Annotated in this window: 23 protein-coding genes; 22 read left to right on the top strand and 1 reads right to left on the bottom strand. The window is 63.6% G+C overall.

Annotated elements, in window-relative coordinates; translation table 11 throughout:
- Positions 1 to 279 precede the first annotated feature (279 nt).
- From rpoB to JQ592_RS30640, 4 genes are all read left to right on the top strand, one after another.
- Positions 280 to 4,398, top strand: a complete 4,119-nt coding sequence (gene rpoB / locus JQ592_RS30655) for a DNA-directed RNA polymerase subunit beta (protein ID WP_183245041.1) — start codon at positions 280 to 282, stop codon at positions 4,396 to 4,398.
- A 129-nt stretch (positions 4,399 to 4,527) separates the two neighbouring features.
- Entirely contained in the window at positions 4,528 to 8,724 is a 4,197-nt protein-coding gene (gene rpoC, locus JQ592_RS30650; protein ID WP_211406473.1) for a DNA-directed RNA polymerase subunit beta', read from the top strand.
- 193 nt (positions 8,725 to 8,917) lie between these two features.
- The gene (locus JQ592_RS30645; RefSeq protein WP_211406472.1) at positions 8,918 to 10,978 is read left to right on the top strand and encodes an FAD-dependent oxidoreductase; all 2,061 of its coding nucleotides are present in this window, start codon (positions 8,918 to 8,920) and stop codon (positions 10,976 to 10,978) included.
- Positions 10,979 to 11,111: 133 nt separating this feature from the next.
- The gene (locus JQ592_RS30640) at positions 11,112 to 13,145 is read left to right on the top strand and encodes an ABC transporter ATP-binding protein (RefSeq protein WP_211406471.1); all 2,034 of its coding nucleotides are present in this window, start codon (positions 11,112 to 11,114) and stop codon (positions 13,143 to 13,145) included.
- On the opposite strand, the gene JQ592_RS30635 is transcribed toward JQ592_RS30640, so the two are convergent.
- Positions 13,061 to 14,311, bottom strand: coding sequence for an FAD-dependent oxidoreductase (locus JQ592_RS30635; protein ID WP_211406470.1), 1,251 nt, complete (start codon positions 14,309 to 14,311; stop codon positions 13,061 to 13,063). The two genes, JQ592_RS30640 and JQ592_RS30635, sit on opposite strands and share 85 nt — an antisense overlap.
- 671 nt (positions 14,312 to 14,982) lie before the next feature.
- On the opposite strand from JQ592_RS30635, the gene rpsL reads away from it, so the two are divergent.
- The 18 genes from rpsL to rplE all read left to right on the top strand — a co-directional run bounded on the left by rpsL (position 14,983) and on the right by rplE (position 25,765).
- Positions 14,983 to 15,354, top strand: coding sequence for a 30S ribosomal protein S12 (gene rpsL / locus JQ592_RS30630; RefSeq protein ID WP_007603006.1), 372 nt, complete (start codon positions 14,983 to 14,985; stop codon positions 15,352 to 15,354).
- A gap of 15 nt (positions 15,355 to 15,369) precedes the next feature.
- On the top strand, positions 15,370 to 15,840 hold the full coding sequence (rpsG, locus tag JQ592_RS30625) for a 30S ribosomal protein S7 (protein ID WP_018647239.1): 471 nt from the start codon (positions 15,370 to 15,372) through the stop codon (positions 15,838 to 15,840).
- 33 nt (positions 15,841 to 15,873) lie between these two features.
- Entirely contained in the window at positions 15,874 to 17,946 is a 2,073-nt protein-coding gene (gene fusA, locus JQ592_RS30620; RefSeq protein ID WP_211406469.1) for an elongation factor G, read from the top strand.
- A gap of 40 nt (positions 17,947 to 17,986) precedes the next feature.
- Complete coding sequence (tuf, locus tag JQ592_RS30615; protein WP_211406468.1) at positions 17,987 to 19,177, top strand: elongation factor Tu; 1,191 nt, start codon at positions 17,987 to 17,989, stop codon at positions 19,175 to 19,177.
- Positions 19,178 to 19,258: 81 nt separating this feature from the next.
- Positions 19,259 to 19,567, top strand: a complete 309-nt coding sequence (rpsJ, locus tag JQ592_RS30610; RefSeq protein ID WP_002712302.1) for a 30S ribosomal protein S10 — start codon at positions 19,259 to 19,261, stop codon at positions 19,565 to 19,567.
- Positions 19,568 to 19,618: 51 nt separating this feature from the next.
- Positions 19,619 to 20,332 (top strand): 50S ribosomal protein L3, encoded by a 714-nt coding sequence (gene rplC / locus JQ592_RS30605; RefSeq protein ID WP_025036993.1) that lies wholly within the window; start codon positions 19,619 to 19,621, stop codon positions 20,330 to 20,332.
- 1 nt (position 20,333) lies between these two features.
- Positions 20,334 to 20,954, top strand: coding sequence for a 50S ribosomal protein L4 (gene rplD, locus JQ592_RS30600; protein WP_018647243.1), 621 nt, complete (start codon positions 20,334 to 20,336; stop codon positions 20,952 to 20,954).
- Positions 20,951 to 21,253, top strand: coding sequence for a 50S ribosomal protein L23 (locus tag JQ592_RS30595; protein ID WP_018647244.1), 303 nt, complete (start codon positions 20,951 to 20,953; stop codon positions 21,251 to 21,253). The genes rplD and JQ592_RS30595 overlap by 4 nt, the downstream gene beginning before the upstream one ends.
- Before the next feature lie 12 nt (positions 21,254 to 21,265).
- A complete protein-coding gene (rplB, locus tag JQ592_RS30590; RefSeq protein ID WP_060736369.1) occupies positions 21,266 to 22,099 on the top strand; it encodes a 50S ribosomal protein L2 in 834 nt (277 codons plus the stop codon).
- Between the two features lie 12 nt (positions 22,100 to 22,111).
- Positions 22,112 to 22,390, top strand: a complete 279-nt coding sequence (gene rpsS / locus JQ592_RS30585) for a 30S ribosomal protein S19 (RefSeq protein WP_008136357.1) — start codon at positions 22,112 to 22,114, stop codon at positions 22,388 to 22,390.
- Between the two features lie 10 nt (positions 22,391 to 22,400).
- Entirely contained in the window at positions 22,401 to 22,787 is a 387-nt protein-coding gene (rplV, locus tag JQ592_RS30580; protein ID WP_008549264.1) for a 50S ribosomal protein L22, read from the top strand.
- 17 nt (positions 22,788 to 22,804) lie between these two features.
- Positions 22,805 to 23,530, top strand: a complete 726-nt coding sequence (rpsC, locus tag JQ592_RS30575; protein WP_211406467.1) for a 30S ribosomal protein S3 — start codon at positions 22,805 to 22,807, stop codon at positions 23,528 to 23,530.
- A gap of 30 nt (positions 23,531 to 23,560) precedes the next feature.
- Positions 23,561 to 23,974: a 50S ribosomal protein L16 gene (gene rplP / locus JQ592_RS30570; RefSeq protein ID WP_008136349.1), complete on the top strand. Its 414-nt coding sequence runs from the start codon at positions 23,561 to 23,563 to the stop codon at positions 23,972 to 23,974.
- A 5-nt stretch (positions 23,975 to 23,979) separates the two neighbouring features.
- Positions 23,980 to 24,186 (top strand): 50S ribosomal protein L29, encoded by a 207-nt coding sequence (rpmC, locus tag JQ592_RS30565; protein ID WP_011088144.1) that lies wholly within the window; start codon positions 23,980 to 23,982, stop codon positions 24,184 to 24,186.
- A gap of 13 nt (positions 24,187 to 24,199) precedes the next feature.
- Entirely contained in the window at positions 24,200 to 24,448 is a 249-nt protein-coding gene (gene rpsQ / locus JQ592_RS30560) for a 30S ribosomal protein S17 (RefSeq protein ID WP_008549247.1), read from the top strand.
- 84 nt (positions 24,449 to 24,532) lie between these two features.
- A complete protein-coding gene (gene rplN / locus JQ592_RS30555; protein WP_007603030.1) occupies positions 24,533 to 24,901 on the top strand; it encodes a 50S ribosomal protein L14 in 369 nt (122 codons plus the stop codon).
- Entirely contained in the window at positions 24,901 to 25,215 is a 315-nt protein-coding gene (gene rplX / locus JQ592_RS30550) for a 50S ribosomal protein L24 (protein WP_011088142.1), read from the top strand. Before rplN ends, rplX begins: the two co-directional genes overlap by 1 nt.
- Positions 25,208 to 25,765 carry a 50S ribosomal protein L5 gene (gene rplE, locus JQ592_RS30545; RefSeq protein ID WP_211406466.1) on the top strand — a complete coding sequence of 186 codons (558 nt, stop codon included), beginning with the start codon at positions 25,208 to 25,210 and terminating at the stop codon, positions 25,763 to 25,765. Before rplX ends, rplE begins: the two co-directional genes overlap by 8 nt.
- Positions 25,766 to 25,779: the final 14 nt, after the last annotated feature.

Genomic DNA, 25,779 nt, shown 5'->3' with positions numbered 1-25,779 from the left:
CGGTGGGCAGGGAGGCCGGATTTCCCTGTAAGCCGTTGGGAGAGCAGGCTATTTCGGGCTTTTGCAGTCCGTGAAGACGATCGTTGTGACGGGCGGGCGCGCGCTAGCGCCCCGCGCGTCGTTTTGCGTTTTGAAGGTCTGAAGAACAGATTCAGGACATTCCTGCCTGAACCTGAGTTTCCGGCCCCCAAAACGGGTTCGAAAAATTCAACCCGGGGAGCGGTGGCAGCCGCGTTCCGGACGGCGCGCCCAGAGCGGGCGACGAAATGAGAGGCCACGATGGCGCAGCAGACATTCACCGGTCGCAAACGCGTTCGCAAGTTCTTCGGACACATCAAGGAAGTCGCCGAGATGCCGAACCTCATCGAGGTTCAGAAGGCGTCCTATGACCAGTTCCTGATGGTCGACGAACCCCAGGGCGGTCGTCTCGACGAGGGTCTGCAGGCGGTGTTCCGCTCGGTGTTCCCGATCTCCGATTTCTCGGGCACCTCGATGCTGGAATTCGTCCGCTACGAGTTCGAGCAGCCGAAATATGACGTCGACGAGTGCCGCCAGCGCGGCATGACCTTCGCGGCCCCCCTCAAGGTGACGTTGCGCCTCATCGTGTTCGATATCGACGAGGAAACCGGCGCAAAGTCGGTGAAGGACATCAAGGAGCAGGACGTCTACATGGGCGACATCCCGCTCATGACGATGAACGGCACCTTCATCGTGAACGGCACCGAGCGCGTCATCGTCTCGCAGATGCACCGTTCGCCCGGCGTGTTCTTCGACCACGACAAGGGCAAGACCCATTCCTCGGGCAAGCTGCTGTTCGCCGCCCGCGTCATCCCGTATCGCGGCTCCTGGCTCGACATCGAGTTCGACGCCAAGGACATCGTCTATGCGCGTATCGACCGTCGCCGCAAGATTCCGGTGACGTCGCTGATGTTCGCCCTCGGCCTCGATGGCGAGGCGATCCTGTCCACGTTCTACAAGAAGATCCTCTACAAGCGGACCAAGGAAGGCTGGCGCGTTCCGTTCGACGCCAACCGTTTCCGCGGCTACTCGACCGTCAACGATTTGATCGACGCCGATACCGGCAAGGTCGTGCTCGAGGCCGGCAAGAAGCTCACCGTCCGTGCCGCCCGCCAGCTCCAGGAGAAGGGGCTGAAGGCGCTGCGCATGGCCGACGAGGAGCTGGTCGGCAACTACGTCGCCGAGGACCTCGTCAACCCGAAGACCGGTGAGATCCACGCCGAAGCCGGTGAGGAAATCACCGACAAGCTGATGAAGGCGCTCAACGAGCAGGGCTACAAGGAGCTGCCGCTGCTCGACATCGACCACGTCAATGTCGGTCCCTACATCCGCAACACGCTCTCGGCCGACAAGAACATGACGCGTGAGGACGCGCTGTTCGACATCTACCGCGTGATGCGTCCGGGCGAGCCGCCGACGCTGGAATCGGCGCAGGCCATGTTCCAGTCGCTGTTCTTCGACGCCGAGCGTTACGACCTCTCCGCGGTCGGCCGCGTCAAGATGAACATGCGTCTCGACCTCGATGCGCCCGACACCCAGCGTACGCTGCGCAAGGAAGACATCCTCTCCGTCATCAAGACGCTGGTGGATCTGCGCGACGGCAAGGGCGAGATCGACGACATCGACCATCTCGGCAACCGCCGTGTGCGCTCGGTCGGCGAGCTCATGGAGAACCAGTACCGCATCGGCCTCCTGCGTATGGAGCGCGCGATCAAGGAGCGCATGTCCTCGGTCGACATCGACACGGTCATGCCGCAGGACCTGATCAACGCGAAGCCCGCGGCAGCCGCCGTGCGCGAGTTCTTCGGCTCCTCGCAGCTCTCGCAGTTCATGGACCAGACCAACCCGCTCAGCGAGATCACCCACAAGCGCCGCCTGTCGGCACTTGGACCGGGCGGTCTGACCCGCGAGCGCGCCGGCTTCGAGGTGCGCGACGTGCATCCGACGCATTACGGCCGCATCTGCCCGATCGAGACGCCGGAAGGTCCGAACATCGGCCTGATCAACTCGCTCGCGACCTTCGCGCGCGTGAACAAGTACGGCTTCGTCGAGACGCCGTATCGCAAGGTCAAGGACGGCCGCGTCACCGACGAGGTCGTGTACCTCTCGGCAATGGAAGAGGGCCGCTACACGGTCGCGCAGGCCAACGTGCCGCTCGACCCGAAGGGCCGCTTTACCGAAGACCTCGTGGTCTGCCGTCACGCCGGCGAAGTCTTGCCGGTGACGCCGGACAAGGTCGACTACATGGACGTGTCGCCGAAGCAGCTCGTCTCGGTCGCTGCGGCGCTGATCCCGTTCCTCGAGAACGACGACGCCAACCGCGCGCTGATGGGCTCGAACATGCAGCGCCAGGCGGTGCCGCTGGTTCGCGCCGAGGCGCCGTTCGTCGGCACCGGCATGGAGGGTGTCGTTGCCCGTGACTCGGGTGCTGCGATCGCGGCGCGCCGTTCGGGCGTGATCGACCAGATCGACGCGACCCGCGTCGTCATCCGCGCCACGGAAGATCTCGATCCGACCAAGTCGGGCGTCGATATCTATCGCCTGATGAAGTACCAGCGCTCCAACCAGTCGACCTGCATCAACCAGCGTCCGCTGGTGAAGGTCGGCGACATCGTCAAGAAGGGTGACATCATCGCCGACGGTCCGTCGACCGATCTCGGCGAGCTCGCGCTCGGCCGTAACGTGCTCGTCGCGTTCATGCCGTGGAACGGCTACAACTTCGAAGACTCGATCCTGCTCTCCGAGCGGATCGTGAAGGAAGACGTCTTCACCTCGATCCACATCGAGGAATTCGAGGTGATGGCCCGCGACACCAAGCTGGGACCTGAGGAAATCACCCGCGACATTCCGAACGTTTCGGAAGAAGCGCTGAAGAACCTCGACGAAGCCGGCATCGTCTACATCGGTGCGGAAGTGCGCGCCGGCGACATCCTGGTCGGCAAGATCACGCCGAAGGGCGAAAGCCCGATGACGCCGGAAGAGAAGCTCCTGCGCGCCATCTTCGGCGAGAAGGCCTCCGACGTCCGCGACACCTCGCTGCGCGTTCCTCCGGGCGTGCAGGGCACCATCGTGGAAGTGCGCGTGTTCAACCGTCACGGCGTCGACAAGGACGAGCGTGCGCTGGCGATCGAGCGGGAAGAGATCGAGCGTCTGGCCAAGGACCGCGACGACGAGCAGGCGATCCTGGACCGCAACGTCTACAACCGTCTTGCCGAGCTGCTCGAAGGGCGGCAGGGCATTGCGGGCCCGAAGGGCTTCAAGAAGGACACCAAGATCACCCGTGCGGTGCTCGAGGAGTACCCGAAGTCGCAGTGGTGGCTGTTCGCCTCGCCGAACGACAAGCTGATGGCCGAGATCGAGGCCATGCGGAAGCAGTACGACGAGTCGAAGAAGGGGCTCGAGCAGCGCTTCCTCGACAAGGTCGAGAAGCTTCAGCGCGGCGACGAACTGCCGCCCGGCGTGATGAAGATGGTCAAGGTCTTCGTCGCGGTGAAGCGCAAGATCCAGCCCGGCGACAAGATGGCCGGCCGCCACGGCAACAAGGGCGTGGTGTCGAAGATCGTGCCGATCGAGGACATGCCGTTCCTCGAAGACGGTACGCACGCCGACATCGTGCTCAATCCGCTGGGCGTGCCCTCGCGCATGAACGTCGGACAGATCCTCGAGACCCATCTCGGCTGGGCCTGTGCCGGCCTCGGCAAGCGTATCGGCCAGACGGTCGATGCCTATTTGTCGAAGCAGGACATCAAGCCGCTGAAGGAAACCTTGAAGAAGGTCTACGGCGAGGACGAGACCATCAAGTCGCTCAACGACAACGAGCTGCTCGAACTCGGTCATAACCTCAGCCGCGGCGTGCCGATCGCAACCCCGGTGTTCGACGGCGCCAAGGAAGCCGACATCGAGGAGATGCTGAAGCTGGCCGGTCTCGACGCTTCGGGTCAGTCGACCGTCTATGACGGCCGCACCGGCGATCCGTTCGATCGCAAGGTGACGGTGGGCTACATCTACATGCTCAAGCTGCACCATCTCGTCGACGACAAGATCCATGCGCGTTCGATCGGTCCGTACTCGCTCGTCACCCAGCAGCCGCTGGGCGGCAAGGCGCAGTTCGGCGGCCAGCGCTTCGGCGAAATGGAGGTGTGGGCGCTCGAGGCTTACGGCGCGGCGTACACGCTCCAGGAAATGCTGACGGTGAAGTCGGACGACGTCGCCGGCCGCACCAAGGTGTACGAGGCGATCGTGCGCGGCGACGACACGTTCGAGGCCGGTATTCCGGAATCGTTCAACGTGCTGGTCAAGGAAATGCGCTCGCTCGGCCTCAACGTCGACCTGCACAATTCCAAGATGGGACCGGCGCCGACGTCGGAAGCGGCCGAGTAATTCGACCTGTCATGCCCGGCCTTCGCGGCCGGGCATTGGCGCCCCTCCCGAGGCCTTGAGGGCAGGGCGCCGTGCACGAGTGATTTTCGAATTTGCGGCCGGAGGCGACCGGCACGCGAGGAGAAGACGATGAACCAAGAAATTATGAATCTCTTCAACCCGACGACGCCGGCTCAGGTCTTCGACCAGATCCGGATCTCGATCGCGTCTCCAGAGAAGATTCTGTCCTGGTCCTACGGCGAGATCAAGAAGCCGGAGACCATCAACTACCGTACCTTCAAGCCCGAGCGCGACGGCCTGTTCTGCGCCCGCATCTTCGGGCCGATCAAGGACTACGAGTGCTTGTGCGGCAAGTACAAGCGCATGAAGTACAAGGGCATCATCTGCGAGAAGTGCTCGGTCGAGGTCACGCTGTCGCGCGTCCGGCGCGAGCGCATGGGCCATATCGAGCTCGCGGCCCCCGTCGCCCACATCTGGTTCCTGAAGTCGCTGCCCTCGCGCATCGGCCTGCTGCTCGACATGACGCTGAAGGATCTCGAGCGGATCCTCTACTTCGAATACTACGTCGTGCTGGAGCCGGGCCTCACCGCGCTGAAGGACCGCCAGCTCTTGTCGGAAGACGAGTATCTGAAGGCGCAGGACGAGTACGGCCAGGACAGCTTCACCGCCATGATCGGCGCCGAAGCGATCCGCGAGCTGCTCAAGGGCATGGACCTCGAGAAGCTCGAGGCCTCGCTGCGTGTCGAGATGCAGGAGACCGACTCCGACATCAAGCACAAGAAGCTCGCCAAGCGCCTGAAGATCGTGGAAGCGTTCCGCCACTCCGGCAACAAGCCGGAATGGATGATCATGACCGTGGTCCCGGTGATTCCGCCGGACTTGCGTCCGCTGGTGCCGCTGGACGGCGGCCGCTTCGCGACCTCCGACCTCAACGACCTCTACCGCCGCGTCATCAACCGCAACAACCGCTTGAAGCGGCTGATGGAGCTGCGTGCGCCCGACATCATCATCCGCAACGAGAAGCGCATGCTTCAGGAAGCGGTCGATGCGCTGTTCGACAACGGCCGCCGCGGCCGCGTCATCACCGGCGCCAACAAGCGTCCGCTGAAGTCGCTCGCCGACATGCTCAAGGGCAAGCAGGGCCGCTTCCGTCAGAACCTGCTCGGCAAGCGCGTCGACTATTCGGGCCGTTCGGTGATCGTGGTCGGTCCCGAGCTGCGCCTGCATCAGTGCGGCCTGCCGAAGAAGATGGCGCTCGAGCTGTTCAAGCCGTTCATCTATTCGCGGCTTGACGCCAAGGGCCTGTCCACCACCGTGAAGCAGGCCAAGAAGCTGGTCGAGAAGGAGCGGCCCGAGGTCTGGGACATCCTGGACGAGGTCATCCGCGAGCATCCGGTGCTGCTCAACCGCGCGCCGACGCTGCACCGACTCGGCATCCAGGCGTTCGAGCCCGTGCTGATCGAGGGCAAGGCGATCCAGCTTCACCCGCTGGTCTGCTCCGCGTTCAACGCCGACTTCGACGGCGACCAGATGGCCGTGCACGTTCCGCTGTCGCTCGAAGCGCAGCTGGAAGCGCGCGTCCTGATGATGTCGACCAACAACATCCTGCATCCGGCGAACGGCCAGCCGATCATCGTGCCGTCGCAGGACATCGTGCTCGGTCTCTACTACGTCTCGATCATGCGCGAAGGCCTGCCCGGCGAGGGCAAGGTGTTCGGCGACATGGCCGAGCTCGAGCACGCCCTGCACGCGAAGGTCATCCACCTCCACACCAAGATCAAGTACCGGTGGGAAGGCATGGACGAGACCGGCAAGGTCTCCAAGCGCTGGATCGAGACCACCGCGGGCCGCGTCATGCTCGGCAATTTGCTGCCGAAGAACCCGCGCATCTCGTACGAGATCATCAACAAGCTCATGACCAAGCGCGAGATCTCGGGCGTCATCGACCAGGTCTACCGCCACTGCGGCCAGAAGGAGACGGTGATCTTCTGCGACCGCATCATGGCGCTCGGCTTCTACAACGCGTTCAAGGCCGGCATCTCGTTCGGCAAGGACGACATGGTCGTACCGCACGGCAAGTGGAAGATCGTCGATACCACCCGTACCCTGGCGAAGGATTTCGAGCAGCAGTACAACGACGGTCTGATCACCCATGGCGAGAAGTACAACAAGGTCGTCGACGCCTGGTCGAAGGCCACGGAAGAAATCGCCAAGGCGATGATGAAGGAGATCTCCGCCACCAAGAAGACGGCGAGCGGGGCCGATGCCGACATCAACTCGATCTACATGATGGCTCACTCCGGTGCCCGCGGTTCGCCGGCCCAGATGCGCCAGCTCGCCGGCATGCGCGGCCTGATGGCCAAGCCGTCGGGTGAGATCATCGAGACGCCGATCATCTCGAACTTCAAGGAAGGCCTCTCGGTTCTCGAGTACTTCAACTCGACCCACGGCGCCCGCAAGGGCCTCGCGGACACCGCGTTGAAGACCGCGAACTCGGGCTACCTGACCCGTCGTCTGGTCGACGTCGCGCAGGACTGCATCATCACGCAGAGCGACTGCGGCACCAAGCTCGGCATCAAGATGCGCGCCATCGTCGACGCCGGCACCGTGGTGGCTTCGCTCGGCTCGCGCATCCTCGGACGCACGGCCTGCGAAGACATCCGTGACAGCTCGGGCAAGGTGATCATCAAGCGCGACACGCTGATGGAAGAGAGCCATCTGGACGCCATCCAGCAAGGTGGTGTGCAGGAGGTGAAGATCCGCTCGGCGCTGACCTGCGAACTCGTCAACGGCATCTGCGGCAAGTGCTACGGCCGCGACCTCGCCCGCGGCACGCCGGTCAACCACGGTGAAGCCGTCGGCGTCATCGCGGCGCAGTCGATCGGTGAGCCGGGCACCCAGCTGACCATGCGCACCTTCCACATCGGTGGTGCGGCGCAGCTCAACGAGCAGTCCTTCGTCGAAGCCAACTTCGACGGCAAGATCGTGATCCGGAACAAGGCCATCGCCCGCAACAGCGAAGGTCACCTGATCGCGATGGTGCGCAACATGGTGGTGGCGATCGTCGATGCCGACGGCACCGAGCGTGCGACGCACCGCGTCCAGTACGGCTCGCGCCTGCACGTCGACGAGGGCGACATGGTCAAGCGGGGCCAGCGCGTCGTCGAGTGGGATCCCTACACCCGTCCGCTCCTCACCGAAGTCGAAGGTACCATCGGCTTCGAGGATCTGGTCGAGGGGCAGTCGATCTCGGAAACGCTCGACGAGGCCACCGGTATCGCCAAGCGCGTGGTCATCGACTGGCGCTCGACCCGCGGCGGGTCGGACCTGCGTCCGGCCATCGTGGTCAAGGGCAAGGACGGCAAGGTGCTCAAGCTGCCCCGTGGCGGCGATGCCCGCTACATGCTGTCGGTCGACGCCATTCTCTCGGTCGACGTCGGAGCCAAGGTCAATCCGGGCGACATCCTCGCCCGTGTCTCGACCGAAAGCGCCAAGACGCGTGACATCACCGGCGGTCTGCCGCGGGTGGCGGAACTGTTCGAGGCCCGGCGTCCGAAGGATGCGGCGATCATCGCCGAAATCGCGGGCACCATCCGGTTCGGGCGCGACTACAAGAACAAGCGTCGCATCTCGATCGAGCCGATGGACAAGACCGAGGAGCCGCGCGAGTACCTGATCCCGAAGGGCAAGCACATCCACCTTCAGGACGGCGACGTCGTCGAAAAGGGCGACTTCATCGTCGAAGGCAACCCGGCGCCGCACGACATCCTTGCGGTCAAGGGCATCGAGGAGCTCGCGGCCTACCTGGTCAACGAAATCCAGGAGGTCTACCGGCTCCAGGGCGTGCTCATCAACGACAAGCACATCGAGGTGATTGTCCGTCAGATGCTCCAGAAGGTGGAAGTCACCGACCAGGGCGACACGGACATGATCTCCGGCGAGCAGGTCGACAAGATCGAGTTCGACGCGCTGAACGAGAAGGCCAAGGAAGAGGGCAAGAAGCCCGCCACGGGAACGCCGGTTCTGCTCGGCATCACCAAGGCGAGCCTGCAGACCCGCTCGTTCTTCTCGGCGGCCTCGTTCCAGGAGACCACCCGCGTCCTCACCGAGGCGGCGGTCAACGGCAAGATCGATCCGCTCGAAGGCCTCAAGGAGAACGTCATCGTCGGCCGGTTGATCCCGGCAGGCACCGGCGCCTCCATGGCCAAGATCCGCGAAGTCGCGATGAAGCGCGACAAGCTTATCCTGGACGAGCGCGAGAAGCAGGCGTCCGTCGTGCCGCCCGCGCCGGAAGCTGAGCTTCCTGCGCTGCCGCCCGCGGAATGATCGTTCATCCGTAGGAATACCGAGGACAATGAAAAGGCCGGCGAAAGCCGGCCTTTTTGCTGCTTTGTTTGCTTGCTGCGGTGCAGGATCAACCTTTGTTCATCTTTCCTTCAGGCGCAAAAGCGCTTCTGCTAGGAGAGCTTAGACCGGTGGATCCCGTGACGGGGGCAGGGCCGGAGACCACGGAACTGACATGCTTGATCTCGCAATCGTAGGCGGCGGCCCCGGCGGGCTGATGAGCGCCTGGTATCTGAAGCGCAAGCTCGGCGATCTCTGCCGCGTCACCATCTACGAGGCATCCGACCGGCTCGGCGGCAAGATCGTCACGCGCAAATTCGATTCCGCCCCCGCGATGTACGAGGCCGGCGTTGCCGAGATCTACGACTACTCGATGACGGGGCCGGATCCGCTGCGCGAGCTGATCCAGCATTTCGGTCTCCAGACCATTCCGATGGACGCCGAGCAGGTGCAGTTCGGCGGCGAACTGCTCAACGATGTGCCCGGCATGCGCCGCAAATACGGCGCCAAGACCGCGGCCGCGATCGAGGCGTTCCGCAAGCGCTGCACCGAAGTGATGTCGCCGATCGAATATTACGAGGGCGTCGGCGCGCACGACAACGAGAATCCCTGGGCCTACAAGACCGCCGAGCAGGTGCTCGACGAAGAGGTCGAGGACGAGACTGCAAAGCGCTTCTTCAAGGTGATGGCGCGCTCGGACATTGCCACCGAGAGCCACAGCACCAACGGCCTCAACGCGCTCAAGAACTACCTGATGGACGTCGACGGCTATATCGGCCTCTACTCCATCCAGAACGGCAACGAGCAGCTGATCGAGTGCCTGCAGTCGGAGGTCAATGCCGACATCCAGCTCAATCACCGCGTGCTCACCGTCGGCAAGGCGCCGACCGGCCGCTACCAGCTCAAGATGATGAACGGCAAGGGCCCGGAGACGCGCGATTTCGACCTCGTTCTGGTCTGCTTGCCGCATTCCTGGCTCGCCACCGTCGGCTGGGAGGGCGAGCAGCTGCGCAAGTCGATGGTCAAGCACGTCTCGTATTTCGACCGTCCGGCGCACTATTTGCGCGTCTCGATCCTGTTCGACGAGCCGTTCTGGGGTGAGAAGATTCCCGGCGCCTGGTTCATGTCGGAAGCCTTTGGCGGCTGCTGCGTCTACAACGAGGGCGCGCGCCACGATGTCGGCAAGCATGGTGTGCTGAACTGGCTCATTCCCGGCTCCGACGCGCTGGCCTTCGCCAATCTCTCCGATCAGGAGCTGATCGACGCCGCCCTGAAATCGCTGCCGGCCTCGCTCGGCGATGCGCGCGCGCATTTCATGGAAGGCAAGATCCACCGCTGGCTGTCGTCGGTGAACGCGCTGCCGGGCGGTCTGCCCGTGCGCGACGTCATGACCAATCACCGGCCCGAGCCGAAGGAACATCCCGGGATCGTCGTGGTCGGCGACTATCTGTTCGACTCGACGCTCAACGGCCTGCTCGACTCCTCGGATGCGGCCACCGACATCATCCTGACCGAGATGATGCGCCTGCGCCGCGAACGCGCGCAGGAGGACAAGCCGCTCTCCGACAAGATCGACCGCGACTATTTCGAGAACTACCGCGGCCTCGGTCCCTACAGCGAGGCGTGGCAGCACTTCACCGATCCCGACTATCTGACCAAACTGATCGGCATCGTCTGGGGCAAGGCCAAGGGTTCAAAGGTTCTTGTCGCGGGCTCGGCCAGTGGGGAACTGGTCGGCGCGCTGCGCGAGCGGGGCATCGATGCCTGGGGCATCGAGAGCAACCGTGCCATCCATGCCATGACGCCGAAGGCGCTGAAGAAGTACAACAAGCTCGGCTCGATCACCGACATGCCGTTCAAGGACGGCACGTTCGACTTCGTGTTCGAGACCAGCCTCTGCCACGTGTCCCCGAAGCAGGTGGTCCGCGCGATCCGTGAGCTCAACCGCGTGGTCAAGACCGGCGTCGTGTTCGGCTCGGTCACCTCGGACATGGCGCCGGCTCTGATCGACCGCTACGACCTGCTGCGCGGGGTCAAGAAGCTCGGCACCTGGTGGGAATGGTCCGAGCTGTTCTTCGGCAACGGCTTCGATCTGTCGATGCACCGCAAGGACTGCACCGATGCGCTCTGGGAGGCGACGCTCGCCGCCAACAAGGGCCCGGGCCAGTGGTACGCCGACGCGGACTCTTTGCGTTATTCGTTCTTCGACAAGGTCGAGGACGAGGACGACGACTAGCCCTTAAGATCGGGTGAATTCGCCAATTGCTTTGCCGAATTCATCGTGATCGCATAGAATCGGTGCAATAGCGGCTGGCCGCTATCTCCTGCTTTCTCTGCGGTCATGCCGGCCGTCAGCATCGGTTGGTTTCATGGCGTCCAAGCCTCTCTCGCCCGACAAACAGAAGCTCGCCGCTGAAGAGGCGGCCGAGCTCGACGACAAGCTCGCCTCCGCCGCCAAGCCCGATCTGGAAAAAGACGAGGACGACGAAGACGAGGAAGATGACGAGCTGGAACTCGACGACGACGATGAGGACGAGGACCTCGTCGTCTTTACCGCGCGCGAGGCCGCCGGCGCGCTCGCGACCATCCTGGGTTTCGTCAAGCCCTATCTGACCAACTACAAGCGGATGCTGTCATTCGTGGCGTTCGGCGTCATCATCGAGACGCTGTTCAACGTCATCATGCCGCTCAGCCTGAAGTACCTGATCGACGACGCGCTCGGCGAGGAGGATTTCCAGGCGCTGTACAAGATCCTCGGCGTGCTCGCGGCCGCCGGCATCATCACCTCGATCGTCGCGGTCTGGTACGAGCGCTGGGACGCGCGGCTGGCGGCCTGCATCATCTCCGACGTGCGCAAGCGTCTGTTCGAGCACGTCCAGGACCTGCCGGCGGCCTATTTCGGCCGTACCAAGCGCGGTGAGATCCTGTCGCGCTTCTCGGTCGACCTCTCGGCCTTCGAAGGCTCGGTGAAGACCTTCGCCAACAGCGCCGCGCTGCCGTTCCTGGAATTGATCGCCGGCATCATCCTGATGGTGTTCCTGAACTGGCAGCTCGCGGTGGTCGCGCTGCTGGTGTTCCCGATCACGTTGATCGGCCCGCGCATCCTCACCCCGAAGGCGGTGCAGGCCAATTACGAGCAGAAGCAGAACGAGGCCGCACTGCTCGGCATGGTGCAGGAGAACATCGGCGCCCAGGCCGTGATCAAGGCGTTCAGCCTGCAGCGCAAGATGTTCGGCTTCTTCACCTTCCGCAACGACGAGACGCGCAACAGGATCGCCTCGGCCGCCTTCCTGTCGACCATGGTGGAGCGGACGGTCACGATCTCGGTCTTGCTGCTGCACCTCGTGGTGCTCGCGATCGGTGCGTATCTGGCGACCAAGGGCCAGATCACCATCGGCACCTTCGTCACCTTCGAGAGCGCGTTCTGGGAGGTCTCCTACAACATCGCCCATGTGATGCATTTCATCCCGGTGTCGATTTCCTCGGCCGCCGCGATCCGGCACATCCAGGAGCTGCTCGACGAGCCGACGCGCGGCGCCGATCGCCCCGGCGCGCCCGACCTGCCGCGCATCACCCACGACATCACCTTCGACCGCGTCACGTTCCAGTACGAGGGCAGCCAGACGCCGGTGCTGGACAATCTCAGCCTCAAGCTGAACGTCGGCAAGAGCATCGCCATCGTCGGCCCCTCGGGCTCGGGCAAGAGCACGCTGCTCAACCTGATTCTGCGGCTCTACGTGCCGGACGAGGGGCGCGTTACCATCGACGGCGTCGATGTCCGCAAGGTGACGCTGGATTCGCTGCGCCGGAGCATGGCCGTGGTGTTCCAGGAGAACATGCTGTTCAACATGTCGATCCGCGAGAACATCCGGCTCGGCAAGGAAGGCGCGACCGACGCAGAGGTGGAGGACGCCGCCAAGAAGGCCGAGATCCACCGCTACATCATGAGCCTGCCGCAGCGCTACGATACGCAGGTCGGCGAGCGCGGCGATACGCTCTCGGGCGGCCAGCGCCAGCGCATCGCGATCGCGCGCGCGATCATCCGCAATCCGTCCGTTCTGCTGCTGGACGAGGCCACCTCGGCGCTCGACCAGACCACGGAAGCCGCGATCAACCGCACGCTGCTGAAGGTCGCCAAAGGCCGTACCATGATCTGGTCGACCCACCGCCTGACCTCGGTGGTCGAGATGGACGAGATCATCGTGATTTCAGGGGGCAGGGCGATCGAGCGCGGCTCACACGCCGAGCTGCTCGCCAAGAACGGTACCTATCGCCAGCTGTGGAACGACCAGATCCACCAGCCGCACGGCGCTGCGGCTCACGCCGACGACGACAGCGACGATGACGACGAGGATGAAGACGACCTCGAGGATGACGAGGACGATGACGACGAGGAGGAGTGACCGAGAACGTTCGGCTCCAGATCGAAGGCGCCTCCAAGCGGCCGCAACAATCCCTGAACCGACCAGGCAATGAAGCGTGCCCAGCGCTGTGCCGTCCAATAGGGGCTCGTGCCGATCGAGACTGAGCGGAAGTCGAACGCCTTCGCCGCCGACCATGCGTCGCAGGCCCGCTTGACCGGGTCAGCGTAGAACGCGGCGATCTTGGCAGCATCCATCCCGTCGGAGGCCAGCCATTTCGGGATGTAGACGTTGCAGAGCCGCTCGACGTCCGTGAAGACCTTGTCGCAGCCGGTCCCGGCGACCGGGCAGGAGGTCGAGAAGGCATCGCCCACCAGCACGAGCCCGGGCTGGCCGCTTGCATCGTTCACATAGAGATCGACCGGGCGGATCGTCATTTCACTGACGATGTCGAACGGGCCGGTGATGCGCTTCAGCCGCGGCAGGGCGGCGTTCAGAGTCTTCGCCGGCGCACGGCGCAGCTCGCGCAGCCAGGGATCGTCGAAGCCGCGGTAGACGAACAAATTGGCGCGCATCCGCGTGCCGATCGGAAATAGCGTGATGTAGGGGATACGGTCACTCGGCCGCTCCGAGAAATAGGTCAGCGCCGGGAAATCGAATGCTGCGCGCCCTGCGGGCGCGATGTCGAAACCGGCCGAGATCGAATGGCAGGCGCTGATGACCTTGCGGGTGATGCCGAGCTGGTGGCGCAGGCCGACGTTCAGCCCGTTCGCGAGCACGACCAGGCGGGCCGAGACGATCTCGTCGTTGGACAGCGTGATCCTCTGCCGCTCCGGGCCGGTCTCGACCGCGATGGCCTTGGCGCAGATGCGTTCGACGGTCGCAGGGATTTCGTCGCGGACGGCGTTGACCAGGGAATCGTAGCGGATGTTGAACTGCCGGCTCGGCGCCTTGTCGAGCAGGCGGCCGAACCTCGCGATCCAGTTCTCGCCGGAATAGGTCGCGCGCCGCAGCACCGATTCTCCGATTCCGGTCTTCAGGAATCGCTCGACCTGCACCTCGCCACTGAGTTTTTCGACTCGAAAGTCTGCCGGAAAGGCCTCATGCGGATCGATCAGCACGGCTGAAATGCCGGCGCGGCCGAGCATCGCGGCGGCGGTCGAGCCGGACAAACCCCCGCCAACAATGGCAATGTCGGTGTACCGCATGGCGCAAATCTCTGCCGAAGGCGGCAGATTGCCGCATCAACAGGAAAAAAAGCCTTAGCGAGGGATACAAAAGTACATTTCACCCGGATATTAATTGGTCGCGAGGGTAGCGGAACACGCCCGGCGTTCCCATATCGGGGAGGCGCGGTGAGCACGGCAAACAGCGATTTCGACAGGCGCGAGAAGCGCTTTGTGACTGTCGTTTCACCTTGACTTGACCGATTCTCACTTATAGAAAGCGCCTCACTTAACGACAGGCGGTGAGCATCGCCAGCGTCGGAACGGGCCACCCGTTTGATCCTTTTGGGATCGCAAGGCGGGCACCAACCTCGACGAATGCCGCTCAAACGCTGTCGATCATAGCTAGGCAATGCCAGTGCGAATTTAGTTCTCTTGAGCACGTTCTCTTGAGATCAAACTCGGATGCATGACCTCGGTGCGCGGGCCGCAGCTTTACGCTGACCGGCCTCAATATCGCGGTCCTCTGTGGCGTCGAAGCGCTTTCCGCTCGTTGATGGAGCGGTTGGCGCAATTTCGCTTTGCGCGGATTGTTCCGCTTGAGGCGGCCTCGTCGGGCGGGTGGCCCGAACAGAATTTGCGGTCCCGGTAACGGGCCGCGGCAAGACAGCGGGCCCGGAAGGGGCCGCGGCAGAACAAAGGGTAAGGCCAGGATGCCGACGATCAACCAGCTGATCGCTCAACCGCGGGAAGTGCAGAAGTCGCGCAAGAAGGTGCCGGCGCTGCAGCAGTCGCCTCAGAAGCGTGGTGTTTGCACCCGCGTCTACACCACGACCCCGAAGAAGCCGAACTCGGCGCTTCGTAAGGTTGCCAAGGTGCGCCTGACCAACGGCTTCGAGGTGATCGGCTACATCCCCGGCGAGGGCCATAATCTCCAGGAGCACTCGGTGGTCATGATCCGTGGCGGCCGCGTCAAGGACTTGCCCGGCGTGCGCTACCACATCCTCCGCGGCGTTCTGGATACCCAGGGCGTCAAGAACCGTAAGCAGCGTCGTTCGAAGTACGGCGCCAAGCGTCCGAAGTAAGCGGGAACCAAGCCTATGTCTCGTCGCCACTCTGCGGAAAAGCGCGAAGTTCTCCCGGATCCGAAGTTCGGGAACATCATCGTCACGAAGTTCATGAACTCGGTGATGTATGCCGGCAAGAAGTCGGTCGCCGAAGGTATCGTCTACGGCGCGTTCGGCATCATCGAATCCAAGACCAAGCAGAACCCGCTCGGCGTGTTCGAGCAGGCGCTCGAGAACGTCATGCCGACGATCGAGGTTCGCTCCCGCCGCGTCGGCGGCGCGACCTACCAGGTTCCGGTCGAGGTTCGCTCGACCCGCCGGCAGGCCCTCGGTATCCGCTGGCTGATCGCGGCTGCGCGGGAGCGCAACGAGAAGACGATGACCGAGCGGCTCTCGGCGGAGCTCCTGGACGCATCGAATAACCGGGGGAACGCCGTCAAGAAGCGTGAAGACGTGCACCGCATGGCGGAAGCCAACCGCGCCTTCTCGCACTATCGCTGGTAACGGCGAAACAAACGGACTCGCAAGGAACACCTCATGCCCCGCCAACATGCCATCGAGGACTACCGTAACTTCGGTATCATGGCGCATATCGACGCCGGCAAGACGACGACGACCGAGCGCATCCTCTATTACACCGGCAAGAGCCACAAGATCGGCGAAGTGCACGAAGGTGCCGCGACGATGGACTGGATGGAGCAGGAGCAGGAGCGTGGCATCACGATCACCTCGGCTGCGACCACCGCCTTCTGGGCCGGCAAGCGCCTGAACATCATCGACACTCCCGGCCACGTCGACTTCACCATCGAGGTCGAGCGTTCGCTGCGTGTGCTCGACGGCGCCGTCTGCGTGCTCGACTCCAACCAGGGCGTCGAGCCCCAGACCGAGACCGTCTGGCGCCAGGGCGACAAGTACAAAGTTCCGCGCATCGTCTTCGCCAACAAGATGGACAAGATCGGTGCCGACTTCTTCAAGTGTCTGGCGGACATCGTCGACCGTCTGGGCGCCAAGCCCGTCGCGATCCAGCTTCCGATCGGTGCCGAGAACAACTTCAAGGGTCTCGTTGACCTCGTGAAGATGAAGGGCGTCATCTGGAACGATGAATCGCTCGGCGCAAAGTTCGACTATGTCGACATTCCGGAAGACCTCGTCGACCAGGCCAAGGAATACCGCGAGAAGATGGTGGAAGCCGCCGTCGAGCTCGACGACGACGCCATGGCCGCTTACCTCGACGGCAAGGAGCCGGACGAGGCGACCCTGAAGCGCCTGATCCGCAAGGCGGTGCTGACCGGCGCGTTCTATCCCGTGCTGTGCGGCTCTGCCTTCAAGAACAAGGGCGTGCAGCCGCTGCTCGACGCCGTCGTCGACTACCTGCCGTCGCCGCTCGACGTGCCCGCGATCAAGGGCACCGACGACAAGGGCAACGAAGTCGTGCGCAAGGCGGACGACAAGGAGCCGCTGGCGCTGCTCGCGTTCAAGATCATGGACGACCCGTTCGTCGGCACCATCACCTTCTGCCGCATCTATTCCGGCATTCTGCAGAGCGGCACCGGCGTCGTGAACTCGACCCGCGAGAAGAAGGAGCGCATCGGGCGCATGCTGCTGATGCATGCGAACAACCGCGAAGACATCAAGGAGGCCTATGCCGGCGACATCGTCGCGCTGGCCGGCCTCAAGGAAGCGCGCACCGGTGACACGCTGTGCGATCCCGACAAGCAGGTGATCCTGGAGAAGATGGAATTCCCCGAGCCGGTCATCGAGATCGCGATCGAGCCGAAGTCCAAGGCCGACCAGGAGAAGCTGGGCGTGGCGCTCGCCAAGCTCGCCGCGGAGGATCCGTCCTTCCGCGTGTCGACCGACCACGAGTCCGGCCAGACCATCCTCAAGGGCATGGGCGAACTCCATCTCGACATCAAGGTCGACATCCTCAAGCGCACCTACAAGGTCGACGCCAACATCGGCGCGCCGCAGGTGGCCTTCCGTGAGCGCGTCACCAGGCGGGTCGAGCACAGCTACACCCACAAGAAGCAGACCGGCGGTACCGGCCAGTTCGCGGCCGTGTCGTTCATCGTCGAGCCGAACGAGCCCGGCAAGGGCTACGAGTTCGAATCGAAGATCGTCGGCGGTGCGGTGCCGAAGGAATACATCCCCGGCGTCGAGAAGGGCCTGGAGAGCGTGCTGTCGTCCGGCGTGGTCGCGGGCTTCCCCGTGGTCGACGTCAAGGTGCAGCTCGTCGACGGCAAGTATCACGACGTCGACTCGTCGGCGCTCGCCTTCGAAATCGCTTCGCGCGCCTGCTTCCGCGAAGCGCTGCAGATGGGCAAGTCCGTCCTGCTCGAGCCGATCATGAAGGTCGAAGTGGTGACCCCGGAAGACTATACCGGTTCGGTCATCGGCGACCTGAATTCCCGGCGCGGTCAGATCCAGGGTCAGGACATGCGCGGCAACGCCAACGTCATCAACGCGATGGTGCCGCTCATGAACATGTTCGGTTACGTGAATAACCTGCGCTCGATGAGCCAGGGGCGCGCGACCTTCACCATGCAGTTCGATCACTACGCAGAAGCGCCGGCCAACGTGTCGGCAGAAGTCCAGAAGAAGTTTGCCTGATTGTCGTCGGTCTCAAGCTGACGGTTGAACGGAGAGTCAAATGGCCAAAGCAAAGTTTGAACGTAACAAGCCGCACTGCAACATCGGCACCATCGGTCACGTCGACCATGGCAAGACGTCGCTGACCGCGGCGATCACCAAGATCCTCGCCGAGACCGGCGGTGCGACGTTCACCGCGTACGACCAGATCGACAAGGCGCCGGAAGAGAAGGCTCGCGGCATCACCATCTCGACCGCGCACGTCGAGTACGAGACCAAGAACCGCCACTACGCGCACGTCGACTGCCCCGGCCACGCCGACTACGTGAAGAACATGATCACCGGCGCCGCCCAGATGGATGGTGCGATCCTGGTCGTGTCGGCCGCTGACGGCCCGATGCCGCAGACCCGCGAGCACATCCTGCTCGCCCGCCAGGTCGGCGTGCCCGCGCTCGTCGTGTTCCTCAACAAGTGCGACATGGTCGACGATCCGGAGCTGCTCGAGCTCGTCGAGCTCGAAGTTCGCGAACTGCTCTCGAAGTACGAATTCCCGGGCGACAAGATCCCGATCATCAAGGGTTCGGCTCTGGCCGCCCTCGAAGACTCCGACAAGAAGCTCGGCCACGACGCCATCCTCGAGCTGATGCGCAACGTCGACGAGTACATCCCGCAGCCGGAGCGTCCGATCGACCAGCCGTTCCTGATGCCGGTTGAAGACGTGTTCTCGATCTCGGGCCGCGGCACCGTCGTGACCGGCCGTGTCGAGCGCGGCGTCGTCAAGGTCGGCGAGGAAATCGAGATCGTCGGTCTCCGCGCCACCCAGAAGACCACCGTCACCGGCGTCGAAATGTTCCGCAAGCTGCTCGATCAGGGCCAGGCCGGCGACAACATCGGCGCTCTGCTCCGCGGCACCAAGCGCGAGGACGTCGAGCGCGGCCAGGTTCTGGCCAAGCCGGGTTCGGTCAAGCCGCACACCAAGTTCAAGGCTGAGGCCTACATCCTCACCAAGGAGGAGGGCGGCCGCCACACCCCGTTCTTCACCAACTACCGTCCGCAGTTCTACTTCCGCACCACCGACGTGACCGGTGTCGTGCACCTGCCGGAAGGCACCGAGATGGTGATGCCGGGCGACAACATCGCGATGGAAGTGCACCTGATCGTGCCGATCGCGATGGAAGAGAAGCTCCGCTTCGCGATCCGCGAAGGCGGCCGCACCGTCGGCGCCGGCGTCGTCGCCTCGATCATCGAGTAACAACGCGAATAGGGAATGGCGAGTGGCGAATAGTTTCTATTCGCTATTCGCTACTCGCCACTCACTAAGAAAGATTCGGCAATGAACGGCCAAAACATTCGTATCCGTCTCAAGGCGTTCGACCATCGTATCCTCGATACGTCGACCCGTGAGATCGTGAACACGGCGAAGCGCACCGGCGCGCAGGTCCGCGGACCCATTCCGCTGCCCACCCGCATCGAGAAGTTCACCGTCAACCGTTCGCCCCACGTCGACAAGAAGAGCCGCGAACAGTTCGAGATGCGCACCCACAAGCGCCTGCTCGACATCGTCGATCCGACCCCGCAGACCGTCGATGCTTTGATGAAGCTCGACCTGGCCGCCGGTGTCGACGTCGAGATCAAGCTCTAAGATTTTGGATCCCGTTCGCGAAAGCGGACAAAGAGAACAGGAAGCAAGCCGATGCGCTCCGGAGTGATCGCACAAAAGGTCGGGATGACGCGGGTCTTCACGGAGGCCGGCGAACATATCCCCGTGACCGTGCTGAAGCTCGGCAATTGCCAGGTCGTAGGCCACCGCACCGAAGAGAAGAACGGTTACGTCGCGCTCCAGCTCGGTTCGGGCAGCCGCAAGACCGTTTACATGCCCAAGGCCGAGCGCGGCCAGTTCGCGGTCGCCAAGGTCGAGCCGAAGCGCCGGGTCGAGGAGTTCCGCGTCACCGCGGACGCCATGATCCCGGTCGGCGCCGAGATCCAGGCCGATCACTTCGTCGTCGGCCAGTTCGTCGACGTCACCGGCACCTCGGTCGGTAAGGGTTTTGCGGGCGGTATGAAGCGCTGGAACTTCGGCGGTCTGCGCGCCACGCACGGTGTGTCGATCTCGCACCGCTCGATCGGTTCGACCGGTGGTCGTCAGGACCCCGGCAAGACCTGGAAGAACAAGAAGATGCCCGGCCACATGGGTGTCGATCGCATCACCACGCTCAACCTTCGCGTCGTCCAGACCGATGTCGAGCGCGGCCTGATCCTCGTCGAAGGCGCCGTTCCCGGCTCCAAGGGCGGCTGGATCCGCGTGCGCGACGCCGTCAAGAAGCCGCTGCCGAAGGAAGCTCCGAAGCCCGGCAAGTTCAAGGTTGCTGGCGACGCGGAAGCCGCTCCGGCTGCGCAGGAGGCGTGAGATGGAACTGAAGGTCACCACCCTCGAAGGTAAGGAAGCCGGCTCGGTCCAGCTCTCCGACGCCATTTTCGGTCTCGAGCCGCGCGAGGACATCATCGCGCGCTGCGTGCAGTGGCAGCTCAACAAGCGCCAGGCCGGCACGCACAAGGCCAAGGGTCGCGCCGAGATCTGGCGCACCGGCAAGAAGATGTACAAGCAGAAGGGCACCGGCGGTGCTCGTCACGGCTCGGCCCGCGTGCCGCAGTTCCGTGGCGGCGGCCGTGCCTTCGGTCCGGTGGTGCGTTCGCACGCCACCGACCTGCCGAAGAAGGTCCGCGCGCTCGCTCTGAAGCATGCGCTCTCGGCCAAGGCCAAGGACGGCGATCTCGTCGTGATCGAGAAGGCAGCGCTGGAAGCCGCCAAGACCAAGGCGCTGCTCGGTCACTTCTCGGGCCTTGGCCTCACCAACGCGCTGATCATCGACGGTGCCGAGCTCAACAACGGCTTCGCCGCTGCTGCCCGCAACATCCCGAACATGGACGTGCTGCCGATCCAGGGCATCAACGTCTATGACATCCTGCGCCGTCAGAAGCTCGTTCTGACCAAGGCCGCCATCGATGCGCTGGAGGCGCGCTTCAAATGACGAAGAACATCGAGCCTCGCCACTACGACGTGATCCTGTCGCCGGTCGTCACCGAAAAGGCGACGATCGCCTCGGAGCACAACAAGGTGCTGTTCAAGGTGGCCGCGAAGGCGACCAAGCCGCAGATCAAGGAAGCGATCGAGAAGCTGTTCGACGTCAAGGTCAAGAGCGTCAACACGCTGGTCCGCAAGGGCAAGGTCAAGGCCTTCCGCGGCAATCTCGGTTCGCAGTCGAACACCAAGCGCGCGATCGTGACCCTCGAAGAGGGCCACCGGATCGACGTCACCACCGGTCTGTAAGGTCGTACGACGATGGCACTGAAGACATTCAATCCCACGACGCCGGGCCAGCGCCAGCTGGTGATGGTCGATCGTTCGGCCCTCTACAAGGGCAAGCCGCTGAAGGCGCTCACCGAGGGCAAGAAGTCCTCGGGCGGCCGCAACAACACCGGCCGCATCACCGTGCGCTTCCGCGGCGGTGGTCACAAGCAGACGCTGCGCACCGTCGACTTCAAGCGTGAGAAGGTCGACGTGCCCGCGACCGTCGAGCGGCTGGAATACGATCCGAACCGCACCGGCTTCATCGCGCTGATCAAGTATCAGGACGGTGAGCAGGCCTACATCCTGGCGCCGCAGCGCCTGGCGGTGGGTGACACCATCATCGCCGGCAACTATGTCGACGTGAAGCCGGGCAACGTCATGCCGCTCGGCAACATGCCGGTCGGCACTATCATCCACAACATCGAGGTCAAGATCGGGAAGGGCGGTCAGCTCGCCCGTTCCGCCGGCACCTACGCCCAGCTCGTCGGTCGCGACCAGGACTACGTGATCATCCGCCTGAACTCGGGTGAGCAGCGCCTGGTGCACGGCCGTTGCCGCGGCACGATCGGCGCGGTGTCGAACCCGGATCACATGAACACCTCGATCGGCAAGGCCGGTCGCAAGCGTTGGATGGGCCGTCGCCCGCACAACCGCGGTGTTGCGATGAACCCGATCGACCATCCGCACGGCGGTGGTGAAGGTCGTACCTCCGGCGGTCGCCACCCGGTCACCCCGTGGGGCAAGCCGACCAAGGGCAAGAAGACCCGCACCAACAAGTCGACCAACAAATTCATTCTCCTAAGCCGCCACAAGCGGAAGAAGTAAGGAACGCCGGACATGGTTCGTTCAGTCTGGAAAGGCCCGTTCGTCGAGGGTTCTCTGCTCAAGAAGGCAGATGCCGCGCGTGCGTCCGGCCGTCACGATGTCATCAAGATCTGGAGCCGTCGCTCGACGATCCTGCCGCAGTTCGTCGGCCTGACCTTCGGTGTCTACAACGGTCAGAAGCACGTGCCGGTGGCGGTCAACGAGGAAATGGTCGGTCACAAGTTCGGCGAGTTCTCGCCGACCCGGACCTTCCATGGCCACTCCGGCGACAAGAAAGCCAAGAAGGCTTGAGGATTAAACGATGAGCAAACCTAAGCGCGAACGGAGCCTCGCCGACAACGAGGCCAAGGCGGTCGCCCGGATGCTGCGGGTGAGCCCGCAGAAGCTCAACCTGGTCGCCCAGCTCATTCGCGGCCGGAAGGCTTCTGCCGCGCTCGCCGACCTGCAGTTCTCGCGCAAGCGGATCGCGGTCGACGTGAAGAAGTGCCTGGAATCGGCTATCGCCAACGCCGAGAACAACCACGACCTCGACGTCGACGATCTCGTCGTGGCGCAGGCGTTCGTCGGCAACGGCCTCGTGATGAAGCGCTTCGCCGCCCGCGGCCGTGGCCGCTCGGGCCGTGTCTACAAACCATTTTCGCAGCTGACGATCATCGTTCGTCAGGTCGAAGCCGAAGCAGCGGCTTAAGGGCGCAGGAGAACACGATGGGTCAAAAGATCAATCCGATCGGTCTGCGTCTCGGCATCAACCGGACCTGGGATTCCCGCTGGTTCGCGGGCAAGCAGGAATACGGCAAGCTGCTGCACGAGGACGTCAAGATCCGCGAGATCCTGCACAAGGAGCTCAAGCAGGCGGCCGTCGCCCGCATCGTGATCGAGCGTCCGCACAAGAAGTGCCGCGTCACCATCCACTCGGCCCGTCCGGGCGTGGTGATCGGCAAGAAGGGCGCCGACATCGACAAGCTGCGCAAGCGCGTTGCGGACATCACCTCGTCCGACGTCGTCATCAACATCGTCGAGATCCGCAAGCCGGAGCTCGATGCGACGCTGGTGGCCGAGTCGATCGCGCAGCAGCTGGAGCGCCGCGTGGCGTTCCGCCGCGCCATGAAGCGCGCCGTGCAGTCGGCGATGCGTCTCGGCGCGGAAGGCATCCGCATCAACTGCTCGGGTCGTCTGGGCGGTGCGGAAATCGCGCGTATGGAGTGGTACCGCGAAGGTCGCGTGCCGCTGCACACGCTGCGTGCCGACATCGACTACGGCGTTGCGACCGCGTTCACGACCTTCGGCACCTGCGGCGTCAAGGTCTGGATCTTCAAGGGCGAGATCCTCGAGCACGATCCGATGGCCCAGGACAAGAGAATGGCCGAAGGCGAGAGCAGCGGCGGTGGTGATCGTGGTGGCCGTGGGCGCCGCGATACGGCCGCAGCCTAAAGCCGCACAGGGATTTGAGGGCTTAAAGCCATGATGCAACCTAAGAAAACGAAGTTCCGGAAGGCGCATAAGGGCCGCATCCACGGCGTTGCGTCTTCGGGCGCGACGTTGGCGTTCGGCCAGTTCGGCCTGAAGGCGACCGAGCCGGAGCGCGTCACCGCGCGCCAGATCGAAGCCGCCCGCCGCGCGCTGACCCGCCACATGAAGCGCGCCGGCCGCGTCTGGATCCGCGTGTTCCCCGACGTTCCGGTGTCGAAGAAGCCGGCCGAAGTTCGCATGGGCTCCGGCAAGGGTTCGCCGGAACTGTGGGTGGCTCGCGTCAAGCCGGGCCGGGTGCTGTTCGAGATCGACGGCGTCAACACCCAGACGGCGCGTGAGGCGCTGACCCTGGCGGCGGCCAAGCTGCCGATCAAGACGCGCTTCGTCGAGCGCATTGCGGAGTAATGGCCATGGCCCAGATGAAGATCGAAGACATCCGCGCGATGAGCCCCGACCAGCAGGATGACGCCATCCTGAACCTGAAGAAGGAGCGCTTCAACCTGCGCTTCCAGCGCGCCACCGGGCAGCTCGAGAACACCTCGCGCCTGCGCGAGGCCCGCCGTGACATCGCCCGGATCAAGACCGTCGCCGCGCAGACGCGCGCGAAGAAGAAGTAAGAGGCTTACGAAGATGCCGAAACGTACTTTGCAGGGCGTGGTCGTCAGCGACAAGCAGGCCAAGACCATCGTGGTGCGCGTCGATCGCCGTTTCACGCACCCGATCTACAAGAAGACGATCCGCCGTTCGAAGAACTATCACGCGCACGACGAGAGCAACCAGTTCAAGCCGGGCGATGTGGTGTGGATCGAGGAATCGAAGCCGATTTCGAAGTTGAAGCGCTGGGTCGTGATCCGGGGCGAACACAAGAAAAGCGCCTGATCTGTTGGCTTTAGCCGACTGACTTCAGGGAAATGTTGAGCGCCGGCTGGGCTGGCGCAAAGAGAAAGAGGACGAGGTGCATCAATGATTCAGATGCAGACCAACCTCGACGTGGCCGACAATTCTGGCGCACGCCGTGTCATGTGTATCAAGGTGCTCGGGGGCTCCAAGCGCCGCTACGCCACGATCGGCGACATCATCGTCGTCTCGATCAAGGAAGCGATTCCGCGTGGCAAGGTGAAGAAGGGCGACGTGATGAAGGCCGTCGTGGTGCGCGTCCGCAAGGACATCCGCCGCGCCGACGGTTCGGTCATTCGCTTCGACCGCAACGCCGCCGTTCTGATCAACAACCAGTCCGAGCCGGTCGGCACCCGTATCTTCGGGCCCGTGCCGCGCGAGCTGCGCGCCAAGAACCACATGAAGATCATTTCGCTCGCGCCGGAGGTGCTGTGATGGCTGCGAAGATCCGCAAGGGCGACAAGGTCGTCGTGCTGACCGGCCGCGACAAGGGCCGCACCGGCGAGGTGTTCGAGGTTCGTCCCGACGCCGGCACCGCGCTGGTGCGCGGCATCAACATGGTCAAGCGTCACCAGAAGCAGACGCAGGCCCAGGAGGGCGGCATCATCTCGAAGGAGGCGCCGATCCAACTGTCCAACATCGCGTATGTCGGCAAGGACGGAAAGCCGACCCGCGTCGGATTCAAGATTCTGGCGGACGGCAAGAAGGTCCGCATCGCCAAGAGCTCGGGAGCTGAGATCGATGGCTGAGACCGCTTACACGCCGCGCCTGCGCGCGGAATATGACGCGAAGATCCGCACGGCTCTGACCGAGAAGTTCGGTTATGAGAACGTCATGCAGGTTCCGCGCCTGGACAAGGTCGTGCTGAACATGGGCGTCGGCGATTCCGTCAACGACCGCAAGAAGGCCGAGACCGCCGCTGCCGAGCTGACCCAGATCGCCGGCCAGAAGGCGATCGTGACCTATTCGCGTATCGCGATCGCGACCTTCAAGCTGCGTGAGAACCAGCCGATCGGCTGCAAGGTCACGCTGCGCAAGGCCCGCATGTACGAGTTCATCGATCGCCTGGTGACGGTCGCGCTGCCGCGCGTCCGCGACTTCCGCGGCCTGAACCCGAAGAGCTTTGACGGCCGCGGCAACTACTCGCTCGGCATCAAGGAGCACATCATTTTCCCCGAGATCGACTTCGACAAGGTCACGGAAGCCCGCGGTATGGACATCACCGTCTGCACCACGGCCAAGACCGACGAAGAGGCGAGGGCCTTGTTGACCGCTTTCAATTTCCCGTTCCGGCAGTGAGACGCTGACCTAAA

Source organism: Bradyrhizobium iriomotense (genome assembly GCF_018129405.1).
Taxonomy (GTDB): domain Bacteria; phylum Pseudomonadota; class Alphaproteobacteria; order Rhizobiales; family Xanthobacteraceae; genus Bradyrhizobium; species Bradyrhizobium iriomotense_B.
This window is presented reverse-complemented; position numbering and strand designations above follow the sequence as displayed.

Bases quoted from the DNA above. Each gene is read 5' to 3' on its own strand.
- rpsG (WP_018647239.1), top strand. From the start codon at position 15,370: ATGTCTCGTCGCCACTCTGCGGAAAAGCGCGAAGTTCTCCCGGATCCG.
- JQ592_RS30645 (WP_211406472.1), top strand. From the start codon at position 8,918: ATGCTTGATCTCGCAATCGTAGGCGGCGGCCCCGGCGGGCTGATGAGC.
- rplV (WP_008549264.1), top strand. From the start codon at position 22,401: ATGAGCAAACCTAAGCGCGAACGGAGCCTCGCCGACAACGAGGCCAAG.
- rplB (WP_060736369.1), top strand. From the start codon at position 21,266: ATGGCACTGAAGACATTCAATCCCACGACGCCGGGCCAGCGCCAGCTG.
- rplC (WP_025036993.1), top strand. From the start codon at position 19,619: ATGCGCTCCGGAGTGATCGCACAAAAGGTCGGGATGACGCGGGTCTTC.
- rplX (WP_011088142.1), top strand. From the start codon at position 24,901: ATGGCTGCGAAGATCCGCAAGGGCGACAAGGTCGTCGTGCTGACCGGC.
- JQ592_RS30595 (WP_018647244.1), top strand. From the start codon at position 20,951: ATGACGAAGAACATCGAGCCTCGCCACTACGACGTGATCCTGTCGCCG.
- rpsC (WP_211406467.1), top strand. From the start codon at position 22,805: ATGGGTCAAAAGATCAATCCGATCGGTCTGCGTCTCGGCATCAACCGG.
- tuf (WP_211406468.1), top strand. From the start codon at position 17,987: ATGGCCAAAGCAAAGTTTGAACGTAACAAGCCGCACTGCAACATCGGC.
- rplD (WP_018647243.1), top strand. From the start codon at position 20,334: ATGGAACTGAAGGTCACCACCCTCGAAGGTAAGGAAGCCGGCTCGGTC.
- rplE (WP_211406466.1), top strand. From the start codon at position 25,208: ATGGCTGAGACCGCTTACACGCCGCGCCTGCGCGCGGAATATGACGCG.
- rpoB (WP_183245041.1), top strand. From the start codon at position 280: ATGGCGCAGCAGACATTCACCGGTCGCAAACGCGTTCGCAAGTTCTTC.
- rpsL (WP_007603006.1), top strand. From the start codon at position 14,983: ATGCCGACGATCAACCAGCTGATCGCTCAACCGCGGGAAGTGCAGAAG.
- JQ592_RS30635 (WP_211406470.1), bottom strand. From the start codon at position 14,311: ATGCGGTACACCGACATTGCCATTGTTGGCGGGGGTTTGTCCGGCTCG.
- rpmC (WP_011088144.1), top strand. From the start codon at position 23,980: ATGGCCCAGATGAAGATCGAAGACATCCGCGCGATGAGCCCCGACCAG.
- rplN (WP_007603030.1), top strand. From the start codon at position 24,533: ATGATTCAGATGCAGACCAACCTCGACGTGGCCGACAATTCTGGCGCA.
- rpoC (WP_211406473.1), top strand. From the start codon at position 4,528: ATGAACCAAGAAATTATGAATCTCTTCAACCCGACGACGCCGGCTCAG.
- rpsS (WP_008136357.1), top strand. From the start codon at position 22,112: ATGGTTCGTTCAGTCTGGAAAGGCCCGTTCGTCGAGGGTTCTCTGCTC.
- rplP (WP_008136349.1), top strand. From the start codon at position 23,561: ATGATGCAACCTAAGAAAACGAAGTTCCGGAAGGCGCATAAGGGCCGC.
- rpsJ (WP_002712302.1), top strand. From the start codon at position 19,259: ATGAACGGCCAAAACATTCGTATCCGTCTCAAGGCGTTCGACCATCGT.
- rpsQ (WP_008549247.1), top strand. From the start codon at position 24,200: ATGCCGAAACGTACTTTGCAGGGCGTGGTCGTCAGCGACAAGCAGGCC.
- fusA (WP_211406469.1), top strand. From the start codon at position 15,874: ATGCCCCGCCAACATGCCATCGAGGACTACCGTAACTTCGGTATCATG.
- JQ592_RS30640 (WP_211406471.1), top strand. From the start codon at position 11,112: ATGGCGTCCAAGCCTCTCTCGCCCGACAAACAGAAGCTCGCCGCTGAA.